Annotated in this window: 17 protein-coding genes; 3 read left to right on the top strand and 14 right to left on the bottom strand. The window is 69.5% G+C overall.

Annotated features, from left to right (window positions below):
* Positions 1-206 precede the first annotated feature (206 nt).
* From F3J10_RS14175 to F3J10_RS14130, 10 genes are all read right to left on the bottom strand, one after another.
* Complete coding sequence (locus F3J10_RS14175; RefSeq protein ID WP_167233267.1) at positions 207-899, bottom strand: alpha/beta fold hydrolase; 693 nt, start codon at positions 897-899, stop codon at positions 207-209.
* Positions 900-932: 33 nt separating this feature from the next.
* On the bottom strand, positions 933-2327 hold the full coding sequence (locus F3J10_RS14170) for a DHA2 family efflux MFS transporter permease subunit (RefSeq protein ID WP_167242344.1): 1395 nt from the start codon (positions 2325-2327) through the stop codon (positions 933-935).
* Positions 2328-2412: 85 nt separating this feature from the next.
* Positions 2413-2976, bottom strand: a complete 564-nt coding sequence (locus tag F3J10_RS14165) for an isochorismatase family protein (RefSeq protein WP_166913513.1) — start codon at positions 2974-2976, stop codon at positions 2413-2415.
* A 132-nt stretch (positions 2977-3108) separates the two neighbouring features.
* Positions 3109-3552: a MarR family transcriptional regulator gene (locus F3J10_RS14160; protein WP_167242332.1), complete on the bottom strand. Its 444-nt coding sequence runs from the start codon at positions 3550-3552 to the stop codon at positions 3109-3111.
* Between the two features lie 251 nt (positions 3553-3803).
* Positions 3804-4118 carry a DUF6678 family protein gene (locus tag F3J10_RS14155; protein ID WP_205200289.1) on the bottom strand — a complete coding sequence of 105 codons (315 nt, stop codon included), beginning with the start codon at positions 4116-4118 and terminating at the stop codon, positions 3804-3806.
* Positions 4119-4457: 339 nt separating this feature from the next.
* Positions 4458-5897 carry a hypothetical protein gene (locus F3J10_RS14150; protein WP_167242331.1) on the bottom strand — a complete coding sequence of 480 codons (1440 nt, stop codon included), beginning with the start codon at positions 5895-5897 and terminating at the stop codon, positions 4458-4460.
* Positions 5898-7946, bottom strand: a complete 2049-nt coding sequence (locus F3J10_RS14145) for an AAA family ATPase (RefSeq protein WP_167242330.1) — start codon at positions 7944-7946, stop codon at positions 5898-5900. It lies immediately after the preceding gene.
* A 276-nt stretch (positions 7947-8222) separates the two neighbouring features.
* Positions 8223-8948, bottom strand: a complete 726-nt coding sequence (locus F3J10_RS14140) for a glutathione S-transferase (protein ID WP_167233268.1) — start codon at positions 8946-8948, stop codon at positions 8223-8225.
* Positions 8949-9054: 106 nt separating this feature from the next.
* Positions 9055-10125, bottom strand: a complete 1071-nt coding sequence (locus F3J10_RS14135) for an ATP-binding protein (RefSeq protein WP_167242329.1) — start codon at positions 10123-10125, stop codon at positions 9055-9057.
* Positions 10122-10841 (bottom strand): response regulator, encoded by a 720-nt coding sequence (locus tag F3J10_RS14130; RefSeq protein ID WP_025098225.1) that lies wholly within the window; start codon positions 10839-10841, stop codon positions 10122-10124. The genes F3J10_RS14135 and F3J10_RS14130 overlap by 4 nt, the downstream gene beginning before the upstream one ends.
* A 238-nt stretch (positions 10842-11079) precedes the next feature.
* Here F3J10_RS14130 and F3J10_RS14125 point away from each other — a divergent pair, with 238 nt between their 5' ends.
* The 3 genes from F3J10_RS14125 (at position 11080) to F3J10_RS14115 (ending at position 16261) form a co-directional block, all read left to right on the top strand.
* Positions 11080-12552 carry an efflux RND transporter periplasmic adaptor subunit gene (locus tag F3J10_RS14125; protein WP_205194253.1) on the top strand — a complete coding sequence of 491 codons (1473 nt, stop codon included), beginning with the start codon at positions 11080-11082 and terminating at the stop codon, positions 12550-12552.
* A gap of 10 nt (positions 12553-12562) precedes the next feature.
* Complete coding sequence (locus F3J10_RS14120; RefSeq protein ID WP_167242328.1) at positions 12563-15670, top strand: efflux RND transporter permease subunit; 3108 nt, start codon at positions 12563-12565, stop codon at positions 15668-15670.
* 222 nt (positions 15671-15892) lie between these two features.
* Complete coding sequence (locus tag F3J10_RS14115) at positions 15893-16261, top strand: nuclear transport factor 2 family protein (protein WP_025098227.1); 369 nt, start codon at positions 15893-15895, stop codon at positions 16259-16261.
* A 42-nt stretch (positions 16262-16303) separates the two neighbouring features.
* On the opposite strand, the gene F3J10_RS14110 is transcribed toward F3J10_RS14115, so the two are convergent.
* The 4 genes from F3J10_RS14110 to F3J10_RS14095 all read right to left on the bottom strand — a co-directional run.
* Positions 16304-19231, bottom strand: a complete 2928-nt coding sequence (locus F3J10_RS14110; RefSeq protein WP_167242327.1) for an Hsp70 family protein — start codon at positions 19229-19231, stop codon at positions 16304-16306.
* Positions 19231-21081 carry an Hsp70 family protein gene (locus F3J10_RS14105; protein ID WP_167242326.1) on the bottom strand — a complete coding sequence of 617 codons (1851 nt, stop codon included), beginning with the start codon at positions 21079-21081 and terminating at the stop codon, positions 19231-19233. The genes F3J10_RS14110 and F3J10_RS14105 overlap by 1 nt, the downstream gene beginning before the upstream one ends.
* Complete coding sequence (locus tag F3J10_RS14100) at positions 21078-21686, bottom strand: DUF2760 domain-containing protein (RefSeq protein ID WP_042284737.1); 609 nt, start codon at positions 21684-21686, stop codon at positions 21078-21080. The genes F3J10_RS14105 and F3J10_RS14100 overlap by 4 nt, the downstream gene beginning before the upstream one ends.
* Positions 21687-21845: 159 nt before the next feature.
* On the bottom strand, positions 21846-23041 hold a 1196-nt coding region (locus tag F3J10_RS14095; RefSeq protein WP_167242325.1), incomplete at its 5' end, for a PLP-dependent aminotransferase family protein.

The raw sequence follows: 23041 nt of genomic DNA, 5'->3' as shown, positions 1-23041 counted from the left end.
CGGCCCGCGATTCGCTGTCCCGCCTGAAGTTGGCGAATCGCGCGAATTAGCGGGAAATTCACGCATCACGGGCGTGAATCGGCGCGCGGGCACGAGTGTGTTACTGAAAATTACCCGTGGCCCTGTTGCGGTATGAAATCCCGCCATCTGTGCAGGTCGGCGAGAAATCTTCGCGAGCGGCGGGCCGTTTGTCCCGGTATCGCGGGTCAGGCGGCGAGCCAGTCGCGCAAGGCCGCGTTGACCGCCTCGGGACGTTCGAGCGGCGAGGTGTGGCCGCACTCGGGCACGATCACGAGCTTCGCGCCGGGAATCGCCTCGGCCATCTCGCGCGCGAACTCGGGCGGCGTGACGGGATCGCTGTCGCCCACCAGCACCAGGCTCGGCACCGCGATCGAAGGCAGCTCGCGTCGCGAGTCGGGCCGGCCGATCACGGCCGCGGTCTGGCGCGCGAAGGCCGCGCGCCCGATGTCGGCGGCCATGCGCCGCTTGGTGGCCGCGAACACCGGATCGCGGCGTAGCGAGACATGGGCGGTGTTGAGCGTGGCGTTGGCCAGCACGGTGTCGTAATCGCCGTGCGTGGCCGCCTCCAGCAGCCCCCGGCGCATCTCGACCTGGATCGGCTGGTCGGCGCGCGCCGAGGTGCTGAGCAGCGCGAGGCGCGTCACGCGCTCGGGCGCGCGGCGCAGGATCTCGTGCGCGAGATAGCCGCCCATCGAGAAGCCGGCCAGGGCGAAGCGCGGCGGCGCGCTCGCCAGGATCGCGGCGGCCATCGCGGCGATGCTGTCGCCCTCCAGCGTCGAGGCGACCGTCACCGGGCCATATGGCCAGAGCGCGGGAATCTGCGGCGCGAACACCTCGGCCGTGCAGAGCAGGCCGGGGATGAGGACGATCGGGGTCATGCGGGGCTCCGGGGCGGGTTCGGGGAAGGGCGATTATCGCGCGCCCGGCTGCGCCGCGCCTTCCGATCGCGCCGGCAGGTTCATCGCCCCGACGAACAGCAGCGCGTACATCGCCGCCAGCATCGCGAAGCCCCAGGCGTAAGCGGGCGCATGCGCGAGCGCCGCGCTCGACGATAGCGCCGAGGTACCCGCCAGGCGCCACGCGACCAGCGTGGTGCAGAGCGTGGTCAGCACCGGGCCGCCCAGCCGCTGCACGATGTTGAGCGCGGTGGTGGCCATCGGCAGCGATTCGCGCGGCACGGCGGCATAGGCGGCCGTGATGGTCGGCACGCCGATCGCGCTCTGCCCCATGCCGCGCAGGAACTGCGTGACCAGCAGCAGGCCGAGCTGGAAGCCTTGCAGCGGCATCCAGATCATCGGCAGCGTGGCCGCCAGCGCGAGCAGCGCGCCGCTGGCCGAGACGCGGCGCAGCCCGAAGCGCGAGGTCAGCGCGCCCATCGCGGGATAGGTGACCAGCATGCCGAGCCCCGTCGGCGCGAGCAGCCAACCCATCTCGCCCGGCGTGCGGCCGACGCCGTCGATCAGGTAGAGCGGCACCAGCATCTGGCCGACGAACAGCGCGCCGTTCCAGACGAATTGCGTGACGGACGCGGTGGCGAACACGCGTCGGCGGAACAGCGCGAGATCGATCAGGGCACCTTGACCGATGCGCCGCGCGCGCCAGAGGAAACTAGCCAGCATCACGGCACCGGCCGCGATCGAGGCGACGCCTTCAGGGCGCGCCAGGCGCTCGCAGCCGAACAGCAGCAGGGCCAGCGAGGGCGACAGCAGCGCGAAGCCGATCCAGTCGAGCCTTCGTGGTTCGGCGCCGCGCACGTCGGCGGGCAGGAAGCGCACCGCCAGCGCCAGGCCGAGCAGGCCGATCGGCAGGTTCATCAGGAACAGCCAGCGCCACGAGGCGTAGTCGAGCAGCGCGCCGGCCAGCACCGGCCCGACGATCGGCGCGAACAGCACCGGCACCGCCGTGTAGCCGACCACGCGCGCCATCTGCTTGCCGGCCACGCGCGCGATCGTCATCTGCGCCATCGGCGCGAGCAGGCCGCCGCTCACGCCCTGCAGCACGCGGAACGCGATCAGCGAGCTGGCCGACCAGGCCAGGCCGCACAAGGCGGAAGTGAGCGTGAAGGCCGCGAAGCAGCCGAGGTAGACGCGCTTGGCGCCGAGCCGGTCGACCAGCCAGCCGCTCAGCGGCAGGGCCAGCGTGAGCGCCAGCAGGTAGGCGCTGGTGACCCACTGGATGGTCGACAGGCTGGTGCGCATCACGCCGGCCAGGCTCGACAGCGAGACGTTGACGATGGTCGCGTCGAGCTGCGCGAGCAGGCCGCCGAGCATCGCTACCGCGCAGATCCGCCAGACCGAGGGGTCCAGGCGTTCGGGCGGTTCGCGCCGCGCGGGCGAGGCGGCGGCGCGCGACGGCCTTGCCGTGTCGGCGGAGCCGCCGCCGGAAGTGCGATCAGGCACGACGGGCGTCGAGCAGGGCGACGATTTCCTGCGCGGTAGCGGTCTCGCCGAGGCGCGGGAAGATCCGCTCGAGGCTGTTGGCATGCGCCTCGGCCTTCAGGTCGGTCATCGCGTCGACGGCCAGCGTGACGTTGTAGCCGAGCGCATGCGCGACGCGCGCGGTCGATTCCACGCCGATGCTGGTGGCGATGCCGCACAGCACCACCTGGGTGACGCCGGCCTGCTTCAGTTGCGCGTCGAGATCGGTGCCGGTGAAGGCGCACCAGCTGCGCTTGGTGACCAGCAGGTCGTCGGGCTGCTGCTTCAGCTCGGGCAGCAGCTCGGCCCAGTCGGCCGGCAGCGCGCCGCCGCTGTGCGGCTGCTCGTTGCGGCCCGGCGCCATGCCGGTGACGTTGACCAGCACCACCGGCAGGTGGTGCGCGCGGAACGCATCGATCAGCTTGACCGATTGCTCGACCACGCCGGCCGGCGAGTGCGCGACGGGCAGCGCGACGATGCCCTTCTGCAGGTCGACGACGATCAGTGCGGTCTTGGAATCGAGGACTGTGGCGGTCATGGGGAAGCTCCTTCGGCCTGGGGCCGTTGACGGGGGCGAGCCGGTGGCTCGGTGGAACGACGCGGCGTGCATGCGCCGCGCCTCGGGGGGATGCATGGCGTGGTTATCGCGCCGTGCGTGGGGACGGCAGCGTCAGCGTTCGGCGAGCCTGCGCAGCAAGGGCGTGGCCGCGCGCAGTGCGCGGCGCTCCTCGTCGCTTAGCTGGCGCACCGCTTCCAGAAGCCAGGCGCGCTTGGCGCTGCGCCGCTGCTGCGAGACGGCCGCGCCGGCCGGCGTGAGCGCGATCAGCCACTGGCGGCCGTCGCTCGGATGCGGCTGGCGTTCGACCAGCCCCGCCTGTTCGAGCCCGACCACCAGCGTGCCCATCGATTGCGGCTTCATCGACTCGGCGCGCGCGAGATCGGCGGTGGTCAGCGCGCCATGGCGTTCGATGCGCGAGAGCACGCTGAGCTGGGACAGGTTGTAGTCGCTCGGGTCGACTTCGGAGCGCACGCGGCGCACCAATTGCCCGATCGCCAGCGTGAGGTCGGCAACGGTGGCTTCGAGCGAGCGTTCGGATTCGGCGGAGGTCGTCATGGGCGGTATCGTATAAAAAGGAAGGCAAACTTGCAAGGTGGGCTTCTAATATTTCATGGGGAAAGGTTTGTAGGGGGAATGAAGGGGAGGGGTGGCGCGCAGGGCGCCGGAGTTCGGGCGAGTGGGTTACTGCGGTGTCGAAGTAGGAGGATGTCGTTGGGCGCGATTGGTTGCGGCCAGTAGATGTAAAGGGCAACTTCCGACCCATTGCAGCCATTCCGCTGACCCTTGCGGACGCTCGGGAGCAGTCGTCAGACGTAGTCTATGAACTGACCGGGCTTCAAGTGCCCGTAGATCTTGAAACCGACGTCGGTGCGATGGCCGGGAAGATGAATCGCCTTCAATGCCGCGAGAACTGCCTGCTCTTGTGACAGGGAGTTCACCTTGATTTCTACCCATTCAAGGTCGGCGTAGCCTCCGTTCCTGAAGTGATGGAACCACTCGCCGTCCCAAGGTGACACATAGCCCGTGCCGACAATCTTGTTTCGCCATTGGGGGGCATCGGAAAGCGCGTGCATGGCTGCACGCAGTTCCTCCCACTTGGTGTCGTTCATCATTGGGTTCATACAGACTCGATCAATTTGCAATGATTAGACGCGGCCGTTCGCTAGTTGCCGCTCATAACGGGTGGTGGTTCGAAGTGATCGGCCTTAGCCGACGCCTCTCGGGCATATGCGGTTGTCCTGTGAAGGTCGGCTAACTGAGCAATTTCCGACTGTCAATCCTAAAGCTAGCTATAGGGTGGGGGCGACATTTAGTGGCCGGCACGACCTTTCCACCTCCCTCACCCGGCGAGCGGCCAAACTCTAAGCGCTTGAAAACGAAAGGGGCTGAGTGGGATCGATCCAAAGTCCAGTTTCGATACCGAAGGGATGGAAAAGCCTACGCTGGTGTGGCCTAAGCGCTTAAGCGTCGATGGGAACTAGCTCCACCCCAATCGTTGCGACGTCGCCACCCGGCAGATCGATTTTGAAGGTTGGCGGGCCCTCCGCCGGCACAGCTACTTTTAGGACTGGATAAGCCAGCCGGGCCACGCGGCAGCCGTAGCGAGTGAGGTAGGCCAAGATCTGGTGAGCATCGTTCTCGTCGACCCCCCAGTCGCGTCGACGCGGATCGAGTACCTTCCATTTCGCATCGACAATGGCTGTGGGCGAGCCCGTATCGAGGTCTTCGCCTTCGCACCAGAGCAGTACGTCGGGCATAAGGCGAAATGCACTTCTGGTTCGCCCGCTGGAGGAGACGAGCGTTCCAGCAACGACTCGATCATGCTCGACGCGGGCCAGATCTCGAGAGACACCCTTGAAGCGGACCAACACGCCCTCGGGGGCGTTTCCCCGTTCGTGGCGCTCGACCCAGCGCTCGAAAAGCGCCTCCATGTTGAACAGCAGCGCGGGGGCGTCCGATGTTCCCGCGGCTAGCGACGGCGAAAGCAGGCCCAAGAGTAACTCGGCCCATCGCAACGCTTCGCCGTACCTAACCGTCTCGCGGCCGCGTTTCAAGGCGGCGACCTGATGGGCACGCATTCGGACGAAGGACACGCCCGAAAAGAAGGCGCGCGCTTCACCCCAGAGGCGCGCGGTCGACGCCTTCAGGATCCGAGAACGGCAGATTTCGATTGCCGCGAGCAGCACCTGGTTGTAGGGGTTGTCGATGATCAATTCGTCGTGGGCACAGCGGTAGAGCCCCGGCCGCGTAGCGATGAGGCGCTCGGTCTCGGCAAGCAGGATCCGACCTCGTAGCGCGTTGAGGTCGTCAATGGCCTCGACGTAGCGCGTCAGCAGGCCGCCCTTGGCCACCCGTAGGGCCTCGCGCAGGAACGAACGCACGAAGAGATCTAGAAGCGTGACGTCGGCCACTGACTGGGGCGCCATGTCGAGCTCTGAGATCGGAAGTCCGTTGGCGAAGGCGAGCATGCGCAGCAAGGCACGCCTGGCGGCTCCGATGCTGGCAGCTCGCGTTCCAGCGCTCTCCGCGCCAGGTTCGACGTCGACACCCCATACCTTGGGGAGGATCTCCATGGCGAGGCCATCGGCAAGCGAGCCTGCCCTACTCACCGAGCCAATCCGAACAATCCCGCAGTACTTCGAGAGCGCAAGGCCACCAGCGGTCCGCGAGCAAAATCCCTCACGCGTCACATTGAGTAGCTCCAAGGCTGTCGCCTCAGCTTGGGTCACGACGAGGCGCCCGAAGCCGTCCCGCCCGCCGCTGACGTCGAAGCCAGCATTCACCTCGGAGGCGAGGCCGGCAGCGGACAGCTGCGCTAAGCGGCGCAGCTCGGCCACCTCGGCATCGGGAGCGATCCGGATGGTCTCGCGTTCAAAGGCGACCAGTGGTGGGGCGCTCATCTAGTAAGGTCCAGAGGCGGCGTTAGCTCCTTCACCCGGGGGATCTTCCAGCTCATCGAGGTCTTCGAACTCCTCGTCCACGCCGTCCTCCTCGTCGACGGCGACCGCAGGAGGTAAGGAGTCGATCGCGGCTTGGGCCTCGTCCCCCCGCAGGTAGAGCCGGATGAAGTCGGCCGCGGTCCACAATGACTGGTCGGCCGCGGCCCGGATGGACTTGCGCGAGTCAAGGGCATGAACGTCCGTCGACGGGTCAAATAGCTCTGTCGCGTCAAGCTTGCGCTCGTCAAAGAAGATTGATGGCTTCGAGGATCCTGTAAGTGCCAGCTTTGCCCTCGAGAGGTCCTCAAAGAAGTACTCCTGCAGCAATGGGATCACGCGGCGCGAAATCGCACGGCGCAGGTCCCAGAGGTTGCGAACTCCCATGAGTAGCGCGTGCCCAATCGCATGGTCACCGTCGATCAGAAATTCGATGCGGTCGTTGATCGCCTTGAGCAAAGCGCGCAAGTCCACGCCGTCAATCTTCTCGGCCGGCAATACATTGGGGTCCGCCGCCGTCTCGATGAACTCGAAGCGGCGGCGCAGCGCCCGGTCCATCGACTGCACCGAGCGGTCCGCCGTATTCATACTCGCGATGATATCGAGGTTCGCCGGTACCGCTAGCATGTCACCACTGTATTGCAGCCGCACGGCCGAACGGATCTCGGAGAAATCGAGATCGGGTGTTGGAGTGCAGCGCTTACTTGGTTCGAGCAACGTAATGAGTTCGCCGAAAACCTTAGCCACGTTCGCTCGATTGATTTCATCGACAAAGAGCGTGTGGCGCACGTCTGGGTGCTTGTGCGCGCTTTCGCAGAACCGCCGGAAGGGACCTGCGACCGGCTTCTCGCTCAGCCGACCACCCTGTCCCGGCGCCGGTCGGTAACCTTCGACGAAGTCTTCGTAGGAGTAGGAAGGATGAAATGAGACGAACTCGACACTCTCGCCCCTCATATAGCGGTAAGCGCGGATGAGTTCCATCGCCCGCGTTTTGCCGGAGCCTGGTGGCCCAAAAAAGATACGATTGCGGGGTTTCCAGGCTCGGTTGCTGGAGACATCTGCACCGTCTTGTGGCTCGTCGCTATCGTCTTCGAGCCCACCGGGGTCCAGGCCAACTCCAGTGTTACCACTGCCCGACATGCCTGGCGTCGAGCCGATAGCACCAGATTGCGCCCGCTTCTTTTTGGCCGTGGTTTCGTCGCGCTTTAGCAGCGGCGGGAAGATGTAGTAGTCGATCGTCGTTTCGGGGTGCTCTTTCTCGAGTCGCTCGCGTACTGTGACGAGCGCCTTGTCACGCTCCGGCCGACTGGCCCTGGCCGACTTGGGGACGCCGAGCGAGGAGTCGCGGGCGATCTGCTCCTTGCCGCCTTCTGAAAATATCCGCTCGAAGTGGTCGGGAAAAAGCGCGTGAGTAAGGATGTGGTAGAACTGACGGCCTCCGGTCTCGTCCATCTCGTCAAGCCAAGTAGCAAAGGCCCAAGGATCGCTGAGCAGCTCGTCACGCTGAGCTCGTGGCTTCTCGGCCAGGGCCTTGAATAGCTTGATGCCGTAGGCCAACTCCATCCACAAAAGCAAATTGTAGGCTGTCCCAGTACTACCTACACCTTCGAGCGTTGGCTCTTGCAAGTAGAAGGACGACTTGTCGATCGGCGGTAAGGTGGGATCGGCCATGGCCCAGATTTCGTCAATCCGGGCAAGCTTCGACTTAGGCTTGAGCAGGCTCGAGGCGAGCGTCAACACCCAGTAGATTTCGGCGGCTAGTGCCACACTTTTCGGCGCGCAGCGCCCGATCTGGTGCGGCAGCTTCTGCCAGAAACTTGATCCACGCTCGTCGTCCCCTACGATGGGATCCTGCACGTAATGGGTCAGCAGGGGCTCAAAATGCTCGGGTACCCAAAGCGTCTTATCCTGAAGGAACAGCGACTGCTGGTTCAGCAGGGCGACATCCTTGAACTTCTCGGCGGCCTGGTAAGTGAGATGGCTATTGGGTTTGTTCGGAATCTTTCGGCTCATGCTCGGTCGCGAAGTTGGGCGCTAGTTTTGGCACAGCGCTGCGTTGACGAATTCAGCATATTAGGGCAGATCGCCCAATCCGGCGGTGATGGAGATGCCACGAAGGGCCGCTCGACTTCCGACAGTTGACATTCGCAAACGGATTGTGAAGGACCGTTTATGGCCGGCAGCCGCCATCGAGCTACAACCAAAGCCAATTACGCTGAGCCGGTAGAAAATCCCAAAACCGCGGCGCCAGCGACACACCCCGGCGCCCCACGGCCTCATCACAGCCCCTCAGCGATCCAGCTCGAGATAGTGACGGAAAATCCCTTCCTGATTGAACGCAATCCGCCGGTCCGATTCCAGATAACTCGCAATCGGCGGATGCGCGGCGACCCGATCACGAATCTCCACCAACCCCCCATACTTCTTCTCCGCCCGCGCCATCGCCTTCGGAAACGCGTAGCGCAATCCTTCGATCAACTGAAAGATCGACAGATCGACATAACTGAGCTGCCCGCCCACCATGAAGCCGCCTTTATGCGGATTCTGCTCGCGCACACGCTCGAAATAACCGAGAAACTTCGGCAGGCGGTGACGAATGAAGTCTTCCGAGCGCATCGAGGCCTCGGCCTTCTGGTCCTCGTAGTAGAGGTTGGACGCGATCGGGTGATGCGTGTCGTGGATCTCGGTGACGAAGTCGGCCACCGTCAGTTGCAATTGATGTGCCCACAGGCGGCCGGCTTCGTCCTTCGGCGCGAGGTGCAGCTTGGGGCCGAGGAACAGCAGGATATTCGGGGTCTGGCCGATGATCTGCTCACCCGCCTTCAGGAAGGGCGGCGCGAACGGCGGCGTGGGCAGCTCGGCGTCGAGCAGTTCCATCATGGCCGACATGCCGTCGCCCTGGCGGCCGTGCTGGCGGGCCACGTCGGTGTAGTCGGCCTCGGCGGCCTCGAGGGCCAGGCGGACGTATTCGCCCCGCCCCTGGATGCTGGGCCAGTAATAGAGTTCGTAATGCATCGTGTGCGTCTCCGTCGAGTGAGAACCTTGACAGTGTAGGGCGGGATGCGGATCGCCGTCGCGCTCGCGTGGCTGCATTCGCGCAGGACAAGGTGACGATCCCGCCTCAGCGCCCCTTGATCGGCAGCTCGATCTCGAACACGGCCCCGCCTTGCGCGGAGGTGCGGTACTGTACCCAGCCGCCGTGCGCCATCGCGATGGCGCGCACCACCGACAGCCCCAGCCCGGAGCCGCCCAACTGCCGCGAGCGCGAGGCGTCGGCGCGCGTGAAGGGCGCGAAGGCCTGCTTGGCGAATTCGGCGGCAAGGCCCGGCCCCGCATCCTCCACCGACAGCACCACCAGCTCGCCGGCCCGCGCCACGGCCACCCGCAGCGGCCCCGGCGTGGCGTAGCGACGGGCATTGTCGAGCAGGGCGATCAGGGCCTGGCGCACGCGCGCGCCGTCGCAGCGCGCCACCGCCGAGGCCAGCCGCAGCTCCAGCACGAAGCCGGCTTCCTCCAGCGCGGGCCGGATCGATTCCACCGCGCGGCGCGCTTCCTCGCCAAGATCGGCGCTCGCGCTTCGGAGTTCGAAATGTCCGCTGTCCTGCAGGGTCACGATGCGCAGGTCGTCGACCAGCCGCGAAAGCCCCTCGACATGCGAGAGCAGGCCGCGGATCAGCGCGTCGTCGGGCTTGAACACGCCGTCGGCGAGGCCCTGCAGGCGCCCCTGCAGGATCGTCAGCGGGGTGCGCAGCTCGTGCGCGATCGCGGCGTTCCATTGCGCCATGTCGGCCGCCATGGTCTGCAGCTTGCCGGCCATCGAGTTGAAGTCGTCCACCAGGTGGGCGGTCTCGCCGAGCGTGCGATCGCCGGGGATGGCGCGCGCGGCCAGGTCGCCGGCCGCGATGGCGCGTGCGCTCTCGGCCAGCGAATTGAGCGGCGCCAGGATGCGCCTCGCCAGGCGCAGCGCGATCACGATCGCGGCCACCAGCGCCACCAGCAGCGTGCCGGCGAAGATCAGGTAGTCGGGCGTGCGCGGCACCCAGGAATCCTCGGGCTGCTGCAGTTGCGGCAGGTAGGTGAACAGCAGGCCGTAGATCAGGTACGAGCCGACGAAGGCGATCAGGGTGGTGATCACCGACACCAGCCCCATCGACCAGACGATCTGGCGGCCGAGGCGCCGGCGCGGGTTCATGCGCCGCTCTCGAGCCGGTAGCCCACGCCGCGCACCACCGCCAGCAGCCCGCAGGCGCCGGCCTGTTCGAGCTTCTTGCGCAGGTTGCTGACGTGGCTGTCGACGGTGCGCTCCAGCGCGTCGCCGCCGGGCAGGCAGGCATCGACCAGCTCGCCGCGGCTGAACACGCGTTGCGGCGACTTCGCCATGTGCGCGAGCAGGCGGAACTCGGTCAGCGTCAGCGCCAGCGTGACGTCGCCCGCGTTCGCGGCGGCCCCGGCTTGCGCCGCGCCCGCGCCGAGCACGCGCGCCACGTAGCTCTCGGTGTCGATCTCGATGCGCCCGGCGCGGATCACCTGCGAGCGTCCCTGCGTGCCGGCGCGGCGCAGCACGGCCTGGGTGCGCGCCACCACCTCCACCGGATTGAAGGGCTTGACGATGTAGTCGTCGGCGCCAAAGCGCAGGCCCTGCAGGCGGTCGATGTCCTGGTCCATCGCGGTCAGCATGATCACCGGCGTGGCGCCGCGCCGGCGCAGCTCGGTCAGCACCGCCCAGCCGTCCAGGCCGGGCATCTTCACGTCGAGCAGCACCAGGTCGGGCTTGAGTACCGGATGGACGTCGAGCGCGGTCTGGCCGTCGGCCACCCGATAGGTGCGAAAGCCCTCGCGCGTCAGGTAGGCATCGAGGATCTCGGCGATTTCGGGTTCGTCTTCGGCGATCAGGATCAGCGCGTTCATGGTGGTCGTGCGGGGGCAGGAAGCCATGGAAGGATGGCCGGCACATGATAGCGCGGCGCGTCGCGGCCTCGCGCGGGCGCGAGGCGCGGGTCCATCGAACCTCCATCGCTTCTCCACAAACGCTGAATCGTGGGGCCCGATGATCGGCAGTCTGGCGGCATCGCCTCCTTGCGCCCGACTGCGGCGCAGCCGGCGGCCAGCGTGGCCAGCCCGCCTCACCCACCGTGTCCCGATCATCATGAATCGCCTGCGTATCCTTTCTCTCGCCGCGCCCGCGCTGGCCCTGCTGCTGGGCGCCGCGGCCTGCCGCGACCGGCATCCCGCCGACGGCGCCGCCGCCGCGCCGGCCACCCCGGTCAGCGTGATCGCGCTGCACCGCCAGAGCGTGCCGCTCAGCACCGAGCTGGCGGGCCGCGTGGTGGCCTCGCTCGAATCCGAGGTGCGCCCGCAGATCTCGGGCGTGGTGCGCGAGCGCCTGTTCGTCGAGGGCAGCGACGTGCAGGCCGGCCAGCCGCTCTACCGGATCGATCCGGCGCCCTACCAGGCCGCCTACGACAGCGCGAAGGCCGCGCTGCAGCGCGCCGAGGCAGCCGTGCCGACGGCCCTGGCCCGCGCCGATCGCAACGCGATCCTGACGCGCGCCCAGGCGATGAGCAAGCAGGAGTACGAAACCTCGGTGGAGACGCTGGCGCAGGCGCGCGCGAGCGTGGCGGTGGAGCGCGCCGCGCTCGAGACGGCGCGCATCAACCTCGCCTACACGACGATCCGCGCGCCGATCTCGGGCCGCATCGACAAGTCCTCGCTGACGCCGGGCGCGCTCGTCACCGAGAGCCAGGGCACCGCGCTGACCACCATCCGCCTGATCGACCCGATCAACGTGGACCTGACCGAATCCAGCGCGAACCTGCTGAACCTGCGCCAGGCGATCGACGCGGGCCGCGTGAGCCCCTCGGGCGGCAAGGTGCGGGTGCGCCTGCGGCTGGAGAACGGCGCGAGCTACCCGCTGGAAGGCACGCTGCAGTTCTCGGAATCGAGCGTCAACGCGGCCACCGGCACGGTCACGCTGCGCGCGGTGTTCCCGAACCCGCAGCGGCTGCTGCTGCCCGGCATGTACGCGCGCGCGGTGCTGGAGACCGGCGCGGTGCGCGACGCCTTCCTGGTGCCGCAGCGCGCGATCGGCCGCAATCCGCGCGGCGAGGCCACCGCGCTGTTCGTGCGCGACGGCAAGGTGGTCGAGCAGGTGCTGGAAGGCGCGCGCGAGCACGGCAACGACCTGATCGTCGAGCGCGGCGTGCATGACGGCGACCAGGTGATCGTCGAGGGCAGCCTGGCGGTGCGCGACGGCGACGCGGTGAAGGCCAGCCTGGTGGCGATCGACCCGGCCACGGGGCGCGTCACGGCGGTGGCGCAGGCCGAGACAGCGGGCATCAAGCCGGCGGTGGCCACGGTGCCGGCCGCCGCCGCGCCGGCCGGGCCCTTGCCGAGTCCGAGCGCGAGCCCCAGCGCGAACCCGGGCGAGAAGCCCGTGCCGCAGGCCGGCACGACAGCCCCGCCCGTCGCGCAGTCGCCGTCGGCGGCGCCGGCCGCCACGGCCTCGGCCGCCGACGAAAAGCTCTATCACCCGGTGCCCACGCGCCCAATGCTGACCCTGCTGCCGTCGCCGTTCCCTTACGCGATGGCACGCGGCGCCTCGGCCGTCGCCGTCAGCTGAGGCCGCATCGATGTCGGAATTCTTCATTCGCCGCCCGATCTTCGCCTGGGTGCTGGCGATCACGGTGATGCTGGGCGGGCTGCTCGCGCTGCGCACGCTGCCGGTGGCGCAGTACCCCGAGATTGCGCCCACCACCATCTCGATCTTCGCCACCTATCCCGGCGCCGATGCGCGCACGGTCGAGAACTCGGTCACGCGCGTGATCGAGCAGGGCATGACCGGGGTGGACAACCTGCAATACATGTCGGCCTCGTCGGAATCGACGGGGGAGGTGGAGATCCGCCTGACCTTCACCAACCGCGCCGACCCGGACGTCGCGCAGATGCAGGTGCAGAACAAGCTGCAACTGGTCACCTCGCAGTTGCCGACCATCGTGCAGACCTCGGGCCTGACCGTCACCAAGTCCTCGGCGAGCTTCCTGATGGTGGTGGGCTTCGCTTCGACCGACGGCAAGCTCGATTCGGCCGACCTCGACGACTTCGTGGTCAGCGCGATGAACGACACCATCAAGCGTGTGCCGGGCGTGGGCAACACGCAGTTGTTCGGCGCCGCCTACGCGATGCGGATCTGGCTCGATCCCGCGAAGCTGCACCGCTACGCGCTGATGCCGGGCGACATCGAGGACGCGCTGCGCGCGCAGAACGCGCAGGTGGCGGCCGGCCAGCTCGGCGCGCAGCCGGCCGTGCCGGGCCAGCAGCTCAATGCCACCGTCACCGCGCAGAGCCGCCTGCAGACGCCGGCGCAGTTCGGCAACGTGATCGTCAAGAGCGGCGCGGATGGCGCGATCGTGCGGCTGCGCGACGTGGCGCGCATCGAGCTGGGCGCGGAAACCTACACCTACGAATCGCGCTACAACGGCATGCCGGCCTCGGGGCTGGGCGTCAATCTCGCGCCCGGCGCCAACGCGATCGACACCGCGCGCGCCGTGAAGGCCGCCATCGCCTCGCTCGCGGGCACCATGCCCAAGGGCGTGCAGGTGTTCTATCCCTACGACACCACGCCCTTCGTCACGCTGTCGATCGAGGAGGTCGTCAAGACCCTGATCGAGGCCGTGGTGCTGGTGTTCATCGTGATGTTCGTGTTCCTGCAGAGCGTGCGCGCCACGCTGATCCCGGCGCTGGCGATCCCGGTGGTGCTGCTCGGCACGCTCGGCGTGCTGGCGCTGGCCGGCTACTCGATCAACACGCTCACCATGTTCGCGATGGTGCTGGCGATCGGCCTGCTGGTGGACGACGCGATCGTGGTGGTGGAGAACGTCGAGCGCGTGATGCACGAGGAAGGGCTCTCGCCGCGCGAGGCCACCCGCAAGTCGATGCGCGAGATCACCGGCGCGCTGGTGGGGATCGCCACCGTGCTGTCGGCGGTATTCGTGCCGATGGCCTTCTTCTCGGGCTCGACCGGCATCATCTACCGGCAGTTCTCGGTGACCATCGTCACCGCGATGCTGCTGTCGGTGCTGGTGGCGATGGTGCTCACGCCGGCGCTCTGCGCGACCCTACTCAGGCGCGGCGAGGACCATGCCGCCAAGCGCGGCCTGGCCGGCTGGTTCAACCGCAATTTCGACCGCGGCGCGCTGGCCTACCGGCGCGGCGTGCAGGGCGTGCTCGCGCGCGGCCGGCGCTTCCTGCTGCTGTTCGTGCTGCTGGTGGCCGTGACCGGCTGGATGTTCGTGCGCCTGCCCGGCTCGTTCCTGCCGGTCGAGGACCAGGGCACCCTGATCACCGCCGTGCAGTTGCCGGCCGGCGCGATGCGCGATCGCACCGAGCAGGTGCTCTCGCGCGTCACCGATTACTACCTGAAGGACGAGAAGCATGCCGTCGAGGGCGTGATGACGGTGGCCGGCTACGGCTTCGGCGGCTCGGGGCAGAACGTCGGCATCGCCTTCATCCGCATGAAGGACTTCAAGGATCGGCGTAAGGCGGATTGGTCCGCGCAAGCCGTGGCGCAGCGCGCGCAGGCCGCGTTCTCGGCGATTCGCGACGCGCAGGTCTATGCGCTGCTGCCGCCCGCGATCGACGGCATGGGCACCTCGAACGGCTTCGACTTCTTCCTGCAGGACGTGAACGGTGCCGGCCACGAGCGACTCAACGCGATCCGCGACCGGCTGCTGGCGGCCGCCGGCAAGAGCGCGCTGCTGGCCAACACGCGCCCGAACGGGCAGGAGGACACGCCGCAGTTCGCCGTCGAGGTCGACCAGTCGAAGGCCAGCACGCTGGGGCTGAACCTGGCCGACGTGAACACCACGCTGTCGGTGGCCTGGGGCAGCGACTACGTCAACGACTTCATCGACCGCGGCCGCGTCAAGCGCGTCTACGTGCAGTCCGACGCGGGCTTTCGCATGCACCCGAGCGATCTCGATCACTGGTACGTGCGTGGTTCGGGCGGCGAGATGGTGCCGTTCTCCTCGTTCGCGGCGGGCCGCTGGAGCTTCGGCGCGACGCGCCTGGAGCGCTACAACGGCATGTCGGCGCTGGAGATCCAGGGCGAGGCCGCGCCGGGCGTGAGCTCTGGCGACGCGATGCGCGAGATCGACCGGCTGGTGGCCTCGCTGCCGGCGGGCTTCCGTCATGAGTGGACCGGCTTGTCTTTCGAGGAACGGCTGTCGGGCAACCAGGCCGCGGCGCTGTATGCGATCTCGGTGCTGGTGGTGTTCCTGTGCCTGGCCGCCTTGTACGAGAGCTGGTCGATCCCGTTCGCGGTGATGCTGTCGGTGCCGGTGGGCATCGCCGGCGCGCTGGCGGGGGCCTTCCTGTTCGGGCAGACCAACGACGTCTATTTCAAGGTCGGCCTGTTGACCACCATCGGCCTGGCGGCCAAGAACGCGATCCTGATCGTCGAGTTCGCGCTGGAACGCGAGGCGCGCGGCGCGAGCCTGCTGGAAGCCACGCTCGACGCCGCGCGGCAGCGCCTGCGGCCGATCCTGATGACCTCGTTCGCCTTCATCCTCGGCGTGCTGCCGCTGGCGCTCGCGAGAGGCGCGGGCTCGGGCGCGCAGAACGCGATCGGGGTGGGCGTGCTGGGCGGGATGATCGCGGCCACGGTGCTGGGGATCTTCTTCGTGCCGCTGCTGTTCGTGAGCGTGCGGCGGGTGTTCAGGGGGCAGGTGCGGGAGGGGTGATGCATGGATGGCGAGCGGCGGTTTGAATCTCAAATGGGTCGAATCCTGATGATCGAGCGGTTTTGTTTCGCACCACGCAACAAGCCCCGCCAAAGCCAGCACCCACTTACCTCACTCATCCGATCACTCAGGGTATCCGCCGATGTCCGGAGCCTCCACGGCGCTCCCCGGATTCGTGTACGCTGCGACCACCCGCAGCCTCCGCCCGCCGAGGAGCCTCGCATGAACGGAATCGAGACCATCGCCCGCTACGAAGCGGCATTGCGCGACGCGATGCTGGCCAACGATGTCATGACCTTGTCCGAACTGATCGACGACGACCTGGTGTTCACGGCGCCGGACGGGCAGGTGCTGTCGAAGGACGACGACCTGGACGCGCATCGCGCGCGGCTGCTGCGCCTGCATCGGCTCGACATCATCGAGACGCGCTCGCGGCGCGTCGGCGAGATGGTGGTGACGGTCACCAAGGCCGAGCTGTCGGGGCATTTCGGCTCCACGCCGATCGACGGGCAGTTCGCCTATACGCGGCTCTGGCGCGCTTCCGGGCAGCGCTGGCGCGTGATCGCGGGGCATGCCTCGCGGATCGGCTGAGCGAAGGCGGGCAGGCGAGCGCCCCTTCATCCGATCGTTCGTCTACCCGATCAGCTTCAAGCCCGCCGGCAGCGCCTCGCCGAACACGCGCCCGGTATCGGCGCTATCCAGCGTCACCACGTCCCGCACCATCGCCACCCAGCTCGGCGAGGCATGCGCGGCCTCCAGCCGGCGCAGCACCGTCTCGCGCACGGCATCGGGCAGGTCGCGCGAGCGGTCGCCCGTCATGCGCGCGATCTGCGCGGCCGCGAACATGGCCGGCTCCACCTTCTTCCAGTCGAGCGCGAGGATCGCCTCCAGCCAGCGCGTGGCGACCTCGGCCGGCACTACCTCGTGCGCGCTGCCGTGGAACGGCAGCCGCGCGCCGAGCCGGCCGATCGCCCACCAGTCCTGGCGGTTGCCCGGCGCGCGCTCCAGCTTCGCCAGCAGCGCCTCGGCGATGACGATCTTGCGCTCGGCGGGGATCTGCTCGAGCGAGGCATACAGGCGCGTCATATCGGCCTGGCCGAGCTTCGAGGGATCGAAGGGCAGGCCGTGGTGCTTCTGCGAGGCGGCCTGCTCCAACCAGCTCAGCGCCTCCAGCACCTGCTGCTGCGCCTCGGCCGGCAGGCCGCCCGCCGCGCGGCGCCACAGCGTCCACCATTCCGACCAGACCTGCGCGTCGTTGAGGTGCTGGATGCCGTCGTCGAACAGCGTCCAGAGCTGCTCGACGCGCCAGCCGTCGAGCGGATGACCGAAGCCGGGGCGGATGCACCAGCCGGCCAGGTTGAGCCAGAGCCGTTCGTGGTCGGCCGAGCGGCGGCGCTTGCCGGCGCGTTCCCACAGCGCGCCGAACAGCTCGCGCAGCAGGGCCAGGTCCCAGTCCTGGCGAGGCCCGAGCGTCTGCTCCAGTTGCGCGCGCAGGCGCTTCACGGCCTTCGGGTCGACGCGCGCTGACGGCGCGCCGAACACCGCATCGATCGACTCGATCGCCTCGTCCAGGCGCGGATGACGCGTTTCGTCTAGCGCCTCGCCGCCGTCCTCGCGCGCGTCCTGCCTGAGCTTGAATTCGAGTTGCCAGCGCTGCGCCTCGTCGTCGGTGGCCACGCAGTGCATCTCCAGCGTGCCGAGCTCGGTCAGCGCCGTCGTCAGGCGCACCTTGCGCTCGCGCTGGCGTTCGCCGCCTTGCCGGCGCACCACGGTCGCCACCGGCGGCAGCCAGACGAAATCGGCGCCCGACAGCTCGGCGATCTCGCCGGGCCGCCAGGCTGTCTCGGCCACCGTCGAGACCAGGTGGAACTGCACGGGATGGCCGAGCCGCAGCGCGAAGGTGCGATCGTCCAGCCGCACGTCCTGCGCCTCGGGCGTGCCGCGCGGCAGCACGCAGACGCCGCGCGGCGCGGGGGCGGCAGCGGCGGCCGAGTTGTCTGCCTCGTCGGCTTGGGCCGTCTGGCCGCCCTTGCCGGCGCCGCGCGTGTCGCCGTTCTCGTCGAGCACCAGGAAGTAGCTGCGCGGCGCGCCACCGCCGATCCTCGGCGCGCGGCCCGCGCGCGCCAGTCCATAGGCCACCGCGCCGCGCGCCACGGCGATATCGGGCTGGTCGTTGTTGAGCAGCTTGAGCGGCGCGCCGCGCCAGGCGCCGAGCGTGTCGGCGAGCCGCTTGGCCAGCGCCTGGGCACGGAACACGCCGCCGTTGAGCAGCAGCGTGTCGGGCATCGCGAGCGGCGCGGCCGGCGCATTGCTTGCGGGCGCAGCGGTTTCGTTCGAGGACGCGGCGAAGCGTGCCAGGAAGGCCGCCACGTGGCGCGTGACGGCCGGATCGGCCGCGTAGGGCAGGCCGAACTCGACGATCGCCGCGCGCGAGCGGCGCGGCAGCTCGTCGGCGCGGCCGGCCGGGAAGAAGCCGTCCACCACGATCCGCTCGACCTCCTCGCGGCCGAGCTGGATGCTGCGCGCCCCGCCGATCAGCTTCGAGCCGGCGCCGAGCAGGGTGATCGGCACCGAATCGGGCGCGGCCTCGCCGAGCAGTTGCTCCTTGGCGACGCGGCAGCGCTCGACCAGTTGCGACAGGCTTGCCGCCGACAGGCGCGCGCCGCCGCCTTCCTTGCCCGCGAGCCGGCTCTCGGCCAGGTGCGCGAGCGCGAGATCCATGTTGTCGCCGCCGAGCATCAGGTGATTGCCGACGCCGATCCGGGTCAGGCGCGGGGCACCTCCCTCGTCGGTCTCGACGCGGATCAGGGTGAGATCGGTGGTGCCGCCGCCGACGTCGCAGACCAGCGCCAGCCGCGAGCCGGCCAGCTCGGCGTCGAGCCCGTCGCGGTGTTGGTAGAGCCAGTCGTAGAAGGCCGCCTGCGGCTCCTCCAGCAGGCGCGGCGCGGGCAGCCCGGCGGCGCGCGCGGCCTCCAGCGTGAGCGCGCGCGCGCCGTCGTCGAACGAGGCGGGCACGGTCAGCACCAGGTCCTGGCGTTCCAGCGGCGCTTCGGGGAAACGATGGTTCCAGGCGGCGCGCACATGCGCGAGATAGGAGGCGCTGGCGGCCACCGGCGAGACCTTCTCCACCTCGTCGGGCGCGCCCCAGGGGAGGATCGGCGCGAGCCGGTCGACCGAGGCGTTCGACAGCCAGCTCTTGGCACTGCTGACCAGGCGCCCCGGCACCTGCGCGCCGAGCTGGCGGGCCAGGCGGCCGATTACAGGGGACGGCGCGGCAGGCGGCGCGCTGCCGCCGGCGGCCTGCCCGGCGGCGCGATCCGTTGCGCGATTTGCCGATTCCCCAGCCGGCCAGGGCAGCGCCAGCGCCTCGGCGGCGAGTTCGCCCGGCGCCGGGTGATAGCGCGAGGACGGCAGCAGCGGCGCCGCGCCGATCTCGCCGGGCCCCACCAACTGCTCGATCTCGAACACGCGGATCGCCGCCTCGTTCGCGCCACCCGCCTCGACATAGGCCACCACCGTGTTGCTGGTGCCGAGGTCGATCCCGACGTGGTATCGCGCCATCAGGCGTCCACGCCGCCGCGCACGTCGAATTCCACCTTCCAGCGCGCCTCGCTGCCGCGCGGCACGGCCTCGAGTTCGAGCGTGCCGGCCTCGGTCACGCGCGCATGCAGGCGCACGGCCACCACCTCGCCCGGCGTGCGGCCGTCGGCGGGCAGGGTGGCCTGGATCGCCTCCAGCTCCTGCAGTTCCTCCGGCGACCAGTAGTCGAGCATGTCGCCCACCTGGTCCTGGCGCCGCACCGAGGAGCCGAAGAAGCGGAACTGCACCGGCTCGCCCACCACCAGCCCGAATTCCTGCTCGGGCAGGGCCGCGTCGCTGCCTTCCTCCATGCCGAAGGGCGCCACGCAGAGCGCGGAGATCGGCGGCTCCATGCCGGGGATCGCCGGCATCGCCGATTCGATCGCCACGTAGTAGGCGCGCGCCGTGCCGCCGCGAATCCGCACGCCGCGGCCGCGCTTGACGTAGCCGTAGTAGGCCGCGCCGCGCGCCACCGCGAGGTCGAGATCGGCGCCGCCGAGCAGGCGCGCGGGCGCGGCGCCGTCGGCAGCCAGCCAGCCGTTCAGGATCGCGAGGATGCGCTCGGTCAGCAGCTCGGACTTGAACACGCCGCCGTTGAACAGCACGGCGGTCGGGTGCAGGAAGCTCGCGCCGGGGTGGTGCGCGGCGGCCGGCAGCCCGTCGAGTTCGGCCAGCGCGCCCACCTGCTTGCCGAGGAAGGCGGCCAGGTGGCGCGTGATGCCGGCGTCCTGCGCATAGGGCAGGCCCAGCTGCGTGAGGCCGGCGCGCGTGCGCACGGCCGGGCGCTCGCTCGCCTCGACCTGCGGGAAGAAGCCTTCGAGCAGGATCTGAGTGAGTTCGGCGCGCGTCAGTTCGGTGCGAATCGAGCCGCCGATCAGCTTGGAGCCGCGGCTGGGCACCACCAGCGGCACGGTCTCGACGCTGCGATCGGACAGCAGGGTCTCCTTGGCGCCGCGGCAGGCATAGGTCAGCGCGCGCAACTGCCACGGATCGGCCTGGGTGCCCTGCGCGGCCAGCTTGCGGGCCACCACGTGGGCCAAGGCCAGGTCCATGTTGTCGCCGCCGAGCAGGATGTGCTCGCCCACCGCCACGCGATGCAGCTCGAGATTGCCTTCGCGCTCCACCACCGCGATCAGCGAGAGATCGGTGGTGCCGCCGCCGACGTCCACCACCAGGATGATGTCGCCGACCTTGACGTCCTTGCGCCAGCCGCCGCCGCTCTTCTGGATCCAGCTGTAGAGCGCGGCCTGCGGCTCTTCCAGCAGGGTCATGCGGGTGTAGCCGGCGGCCTGCGCGGCCTCGGCCGTCAGCTCGCGCGCGGCCGGGTCGAACGAGGCGGGGATCGTCACCGTCACGTCCTGCGCGGCGAAGGGCGCATCGGGATGCGCGTGGTCCCAGGCCTCGCGCAGGTGGTTCAGGTAGCGCACCGAGGCTTCCAGCGGCGAGACGCGCGCCACCTCGGGCGGCGCGTCGTTGGGCAGGATCGCCGCGCGGCGGTCCACGCCGGGGTGGCACAGCCAGCTCTTCGCGCTCGACACCAGCCGGATCGGCGTGCCGGCGCCGCGGCTACGCGCCATCTCGCCGACCGCGTAGTCGCGGCTCGCGGTCCAGGGCAGGCTCAGGTCGCCCGCGGCCAGTTCGCCTTCGTGCGGCAGGTAGAGGAAGGAGGGCAGCAGCTCGGGCGAGGCCACCGCGCCCGGCGAGCTGAGCTGCGCGATCGGCAGCACCTGCTGCGCGGCCGCGTCGCCGTCGCTGGCGGCCAGGTCCACGTAGGACAGCGCGCAGTGGGTGGTGCCGAGGTCGATGCCGATCGAATAACGTGCCTCGCTCACAGCTCCACCTCCGCCGGCGCGATCACCGTGAGGTCGTGCGTGGCCACCAGCTTCGGCAGCTTCACCTCGTCGGCGCGCCAGCCGCGATGGCTCAGCGTGCCGGTGAAGGGCGCGGCGCCCACCACGTTGCCGGTCACGCGGTTGGCGGTGGCGTCGAAGCCGGCGGGCAGCGTCACGCGCGCGCCCTCGGCCTCGCCGCGCACCGGGCGGATCGTGAAGTGCTCGCGCAGCGTGGCGCGGCAGCCTTCGTGGACCAGCCGCGCGGCCGCGCCGATCTCGGCGTCGGCATAGGCGGCGATGTCTTCCTCGACGAAATCGACGAAGCGCGCGTTCTTCTGCAGCAGGCCGAGCAATTGCAGTGCCGCGTCGGGGCTCGCGGCGGCGATCACGGGCGCCGGTGCCGGCTGCGCCGCGACGGGGGCCGGGGCTTGCGGCTTGGCCGGGGCCGGTTGCGGCGCGGCAGGAGCCACGGGCGCTGCGGCGGGCGTGACGCCATTGCGCAGGTCGCGCACCTCGGCGGCCAGCTTGCCGTTGCCGAGGATGGCGAAGAACGAGCCGATGGCCACCGACAGGCGGCCCAGCAAGGACAGATTCGATTCAGGCATGACACACAACTCCGGTGGGCTCGCGGCGAGGCGCGAGCTGCCCTGCCGGCACGGCGGCGCGCGCTCGGGGCGCGGCGGCTCAGGGGCGCGGCAGGAAAGGAAGGAGCCCGGCACGGGCTCGAAAAACCCGTATTTTGCCCTGTTGTGGTCCGGCCCCGCTCAAAAATGCTCGGCGAGCGCCGGCGCCAGGCCCGCGTGCCAGGCGCGCGCGAGCCGTTCGACGCCCGCGTCGATGCGCGCCAGCTCGAGATGGCCGAAGCCGAAGACCAGCACGTCGGCCGCGCTGCCGCGGATCGAGAAGCGGCTGGCGCGATGCACCGCGACGCCGGCCGAGGCGGCCAGCCGTTGCAGCGCGGCGGCCTCGTAGCCGGCGCGCACCGAGGCGGCCAGGTGCAGGCCGCAGGTGGTGGCCCAGGGCGCCAGCCAGCGCGCCAGCGGGCCGCGCATCGCCGCCAGCAGGCGGGCGCGGCGCTGGCCGTATTCGCGCCGCATGCGGCGCAGGTGGGTGGCGAAATCGCCGCTCGCCAGCAGCGGCAACAGCGCGTTCTGCGCGTGCGCCGAGGTCTGCCGGTCCACGACCGTCTTGGCCTTGACCAGGCTCTCGCGCAGCCAGGGCGGCGCGACCACGTAGCCGATGCGCAGCGCCGGCGCCAGCAGCTTGGCGACCGAGCCGAGATAGACCACCCGGCCGTCGCGGTCCTCCGACTGCAGGCAGGGCGCGGGCGCGGCGCCGTGATGGAACTCGCAGTCGTAGTCGTCCTCGAGGATCACGAAGCCGTCGGCGGCGGCGCGCGCCAGCAGGGCCGCGCGACGTGGCGCCGAGAGCGGCACGCCGAGCGGGAACTGATGGTTCGGCGTGCAGTAGAGCGTGCTCAGGCCGGCCGGCAGCGTGTCCACGCGCAGGCCCTCGCGATCGACCTCGATCGCGTGCAGGCGCGCGCCGGCCAGCCGCGCGAGCCGCGCCGAGGCGGGGAAGCCGGGATCCTCGGTGGCATGCGTGCGGCCCTCGTCGAGCAGCAGCCGGAACAGCAGGTCGAGCGATTGATGCGTGCCGGTGGTCAGCACCAGCTCGTCGGCCTCGCAGCGCGCGCCGCGCGAACGGCGCAGGTAGGTGGCGAGCTGCTCGCGCACGCGTGGGTCGCCGCTGGGGTCGCCGTAGTCGGTCAGGCTGGCCGCCTCGGCGCCGGCATGGCGGCGCGCCAGGCGCGTCGCGCCGAACAGCCGCTGCGCGTCGGCCGACACGGTGCCGGGGCGGAAGTCGATATCGCAGGCGGTGCTGGCGTCGACGGTGTCGAGCATCGCGGCCGAGGCGGGCAGGCGCCCGGCCCAGCGCGACAGCGCCACCAGGGGCGGCG

The sequence above is a fragment of the Burkholderia sp. Cy-637 genome, assembly GCF_011753175.1.
GTDB lineage: Bacteria > Pseudomonadota > Gammaproteobacteria > Burkholderiales > Burkholderiaceae > Burkholderia > Burkholderia gladioli.
This window is presented reverse-complemented; position numbering and strand designations above follow the sequence as displayed.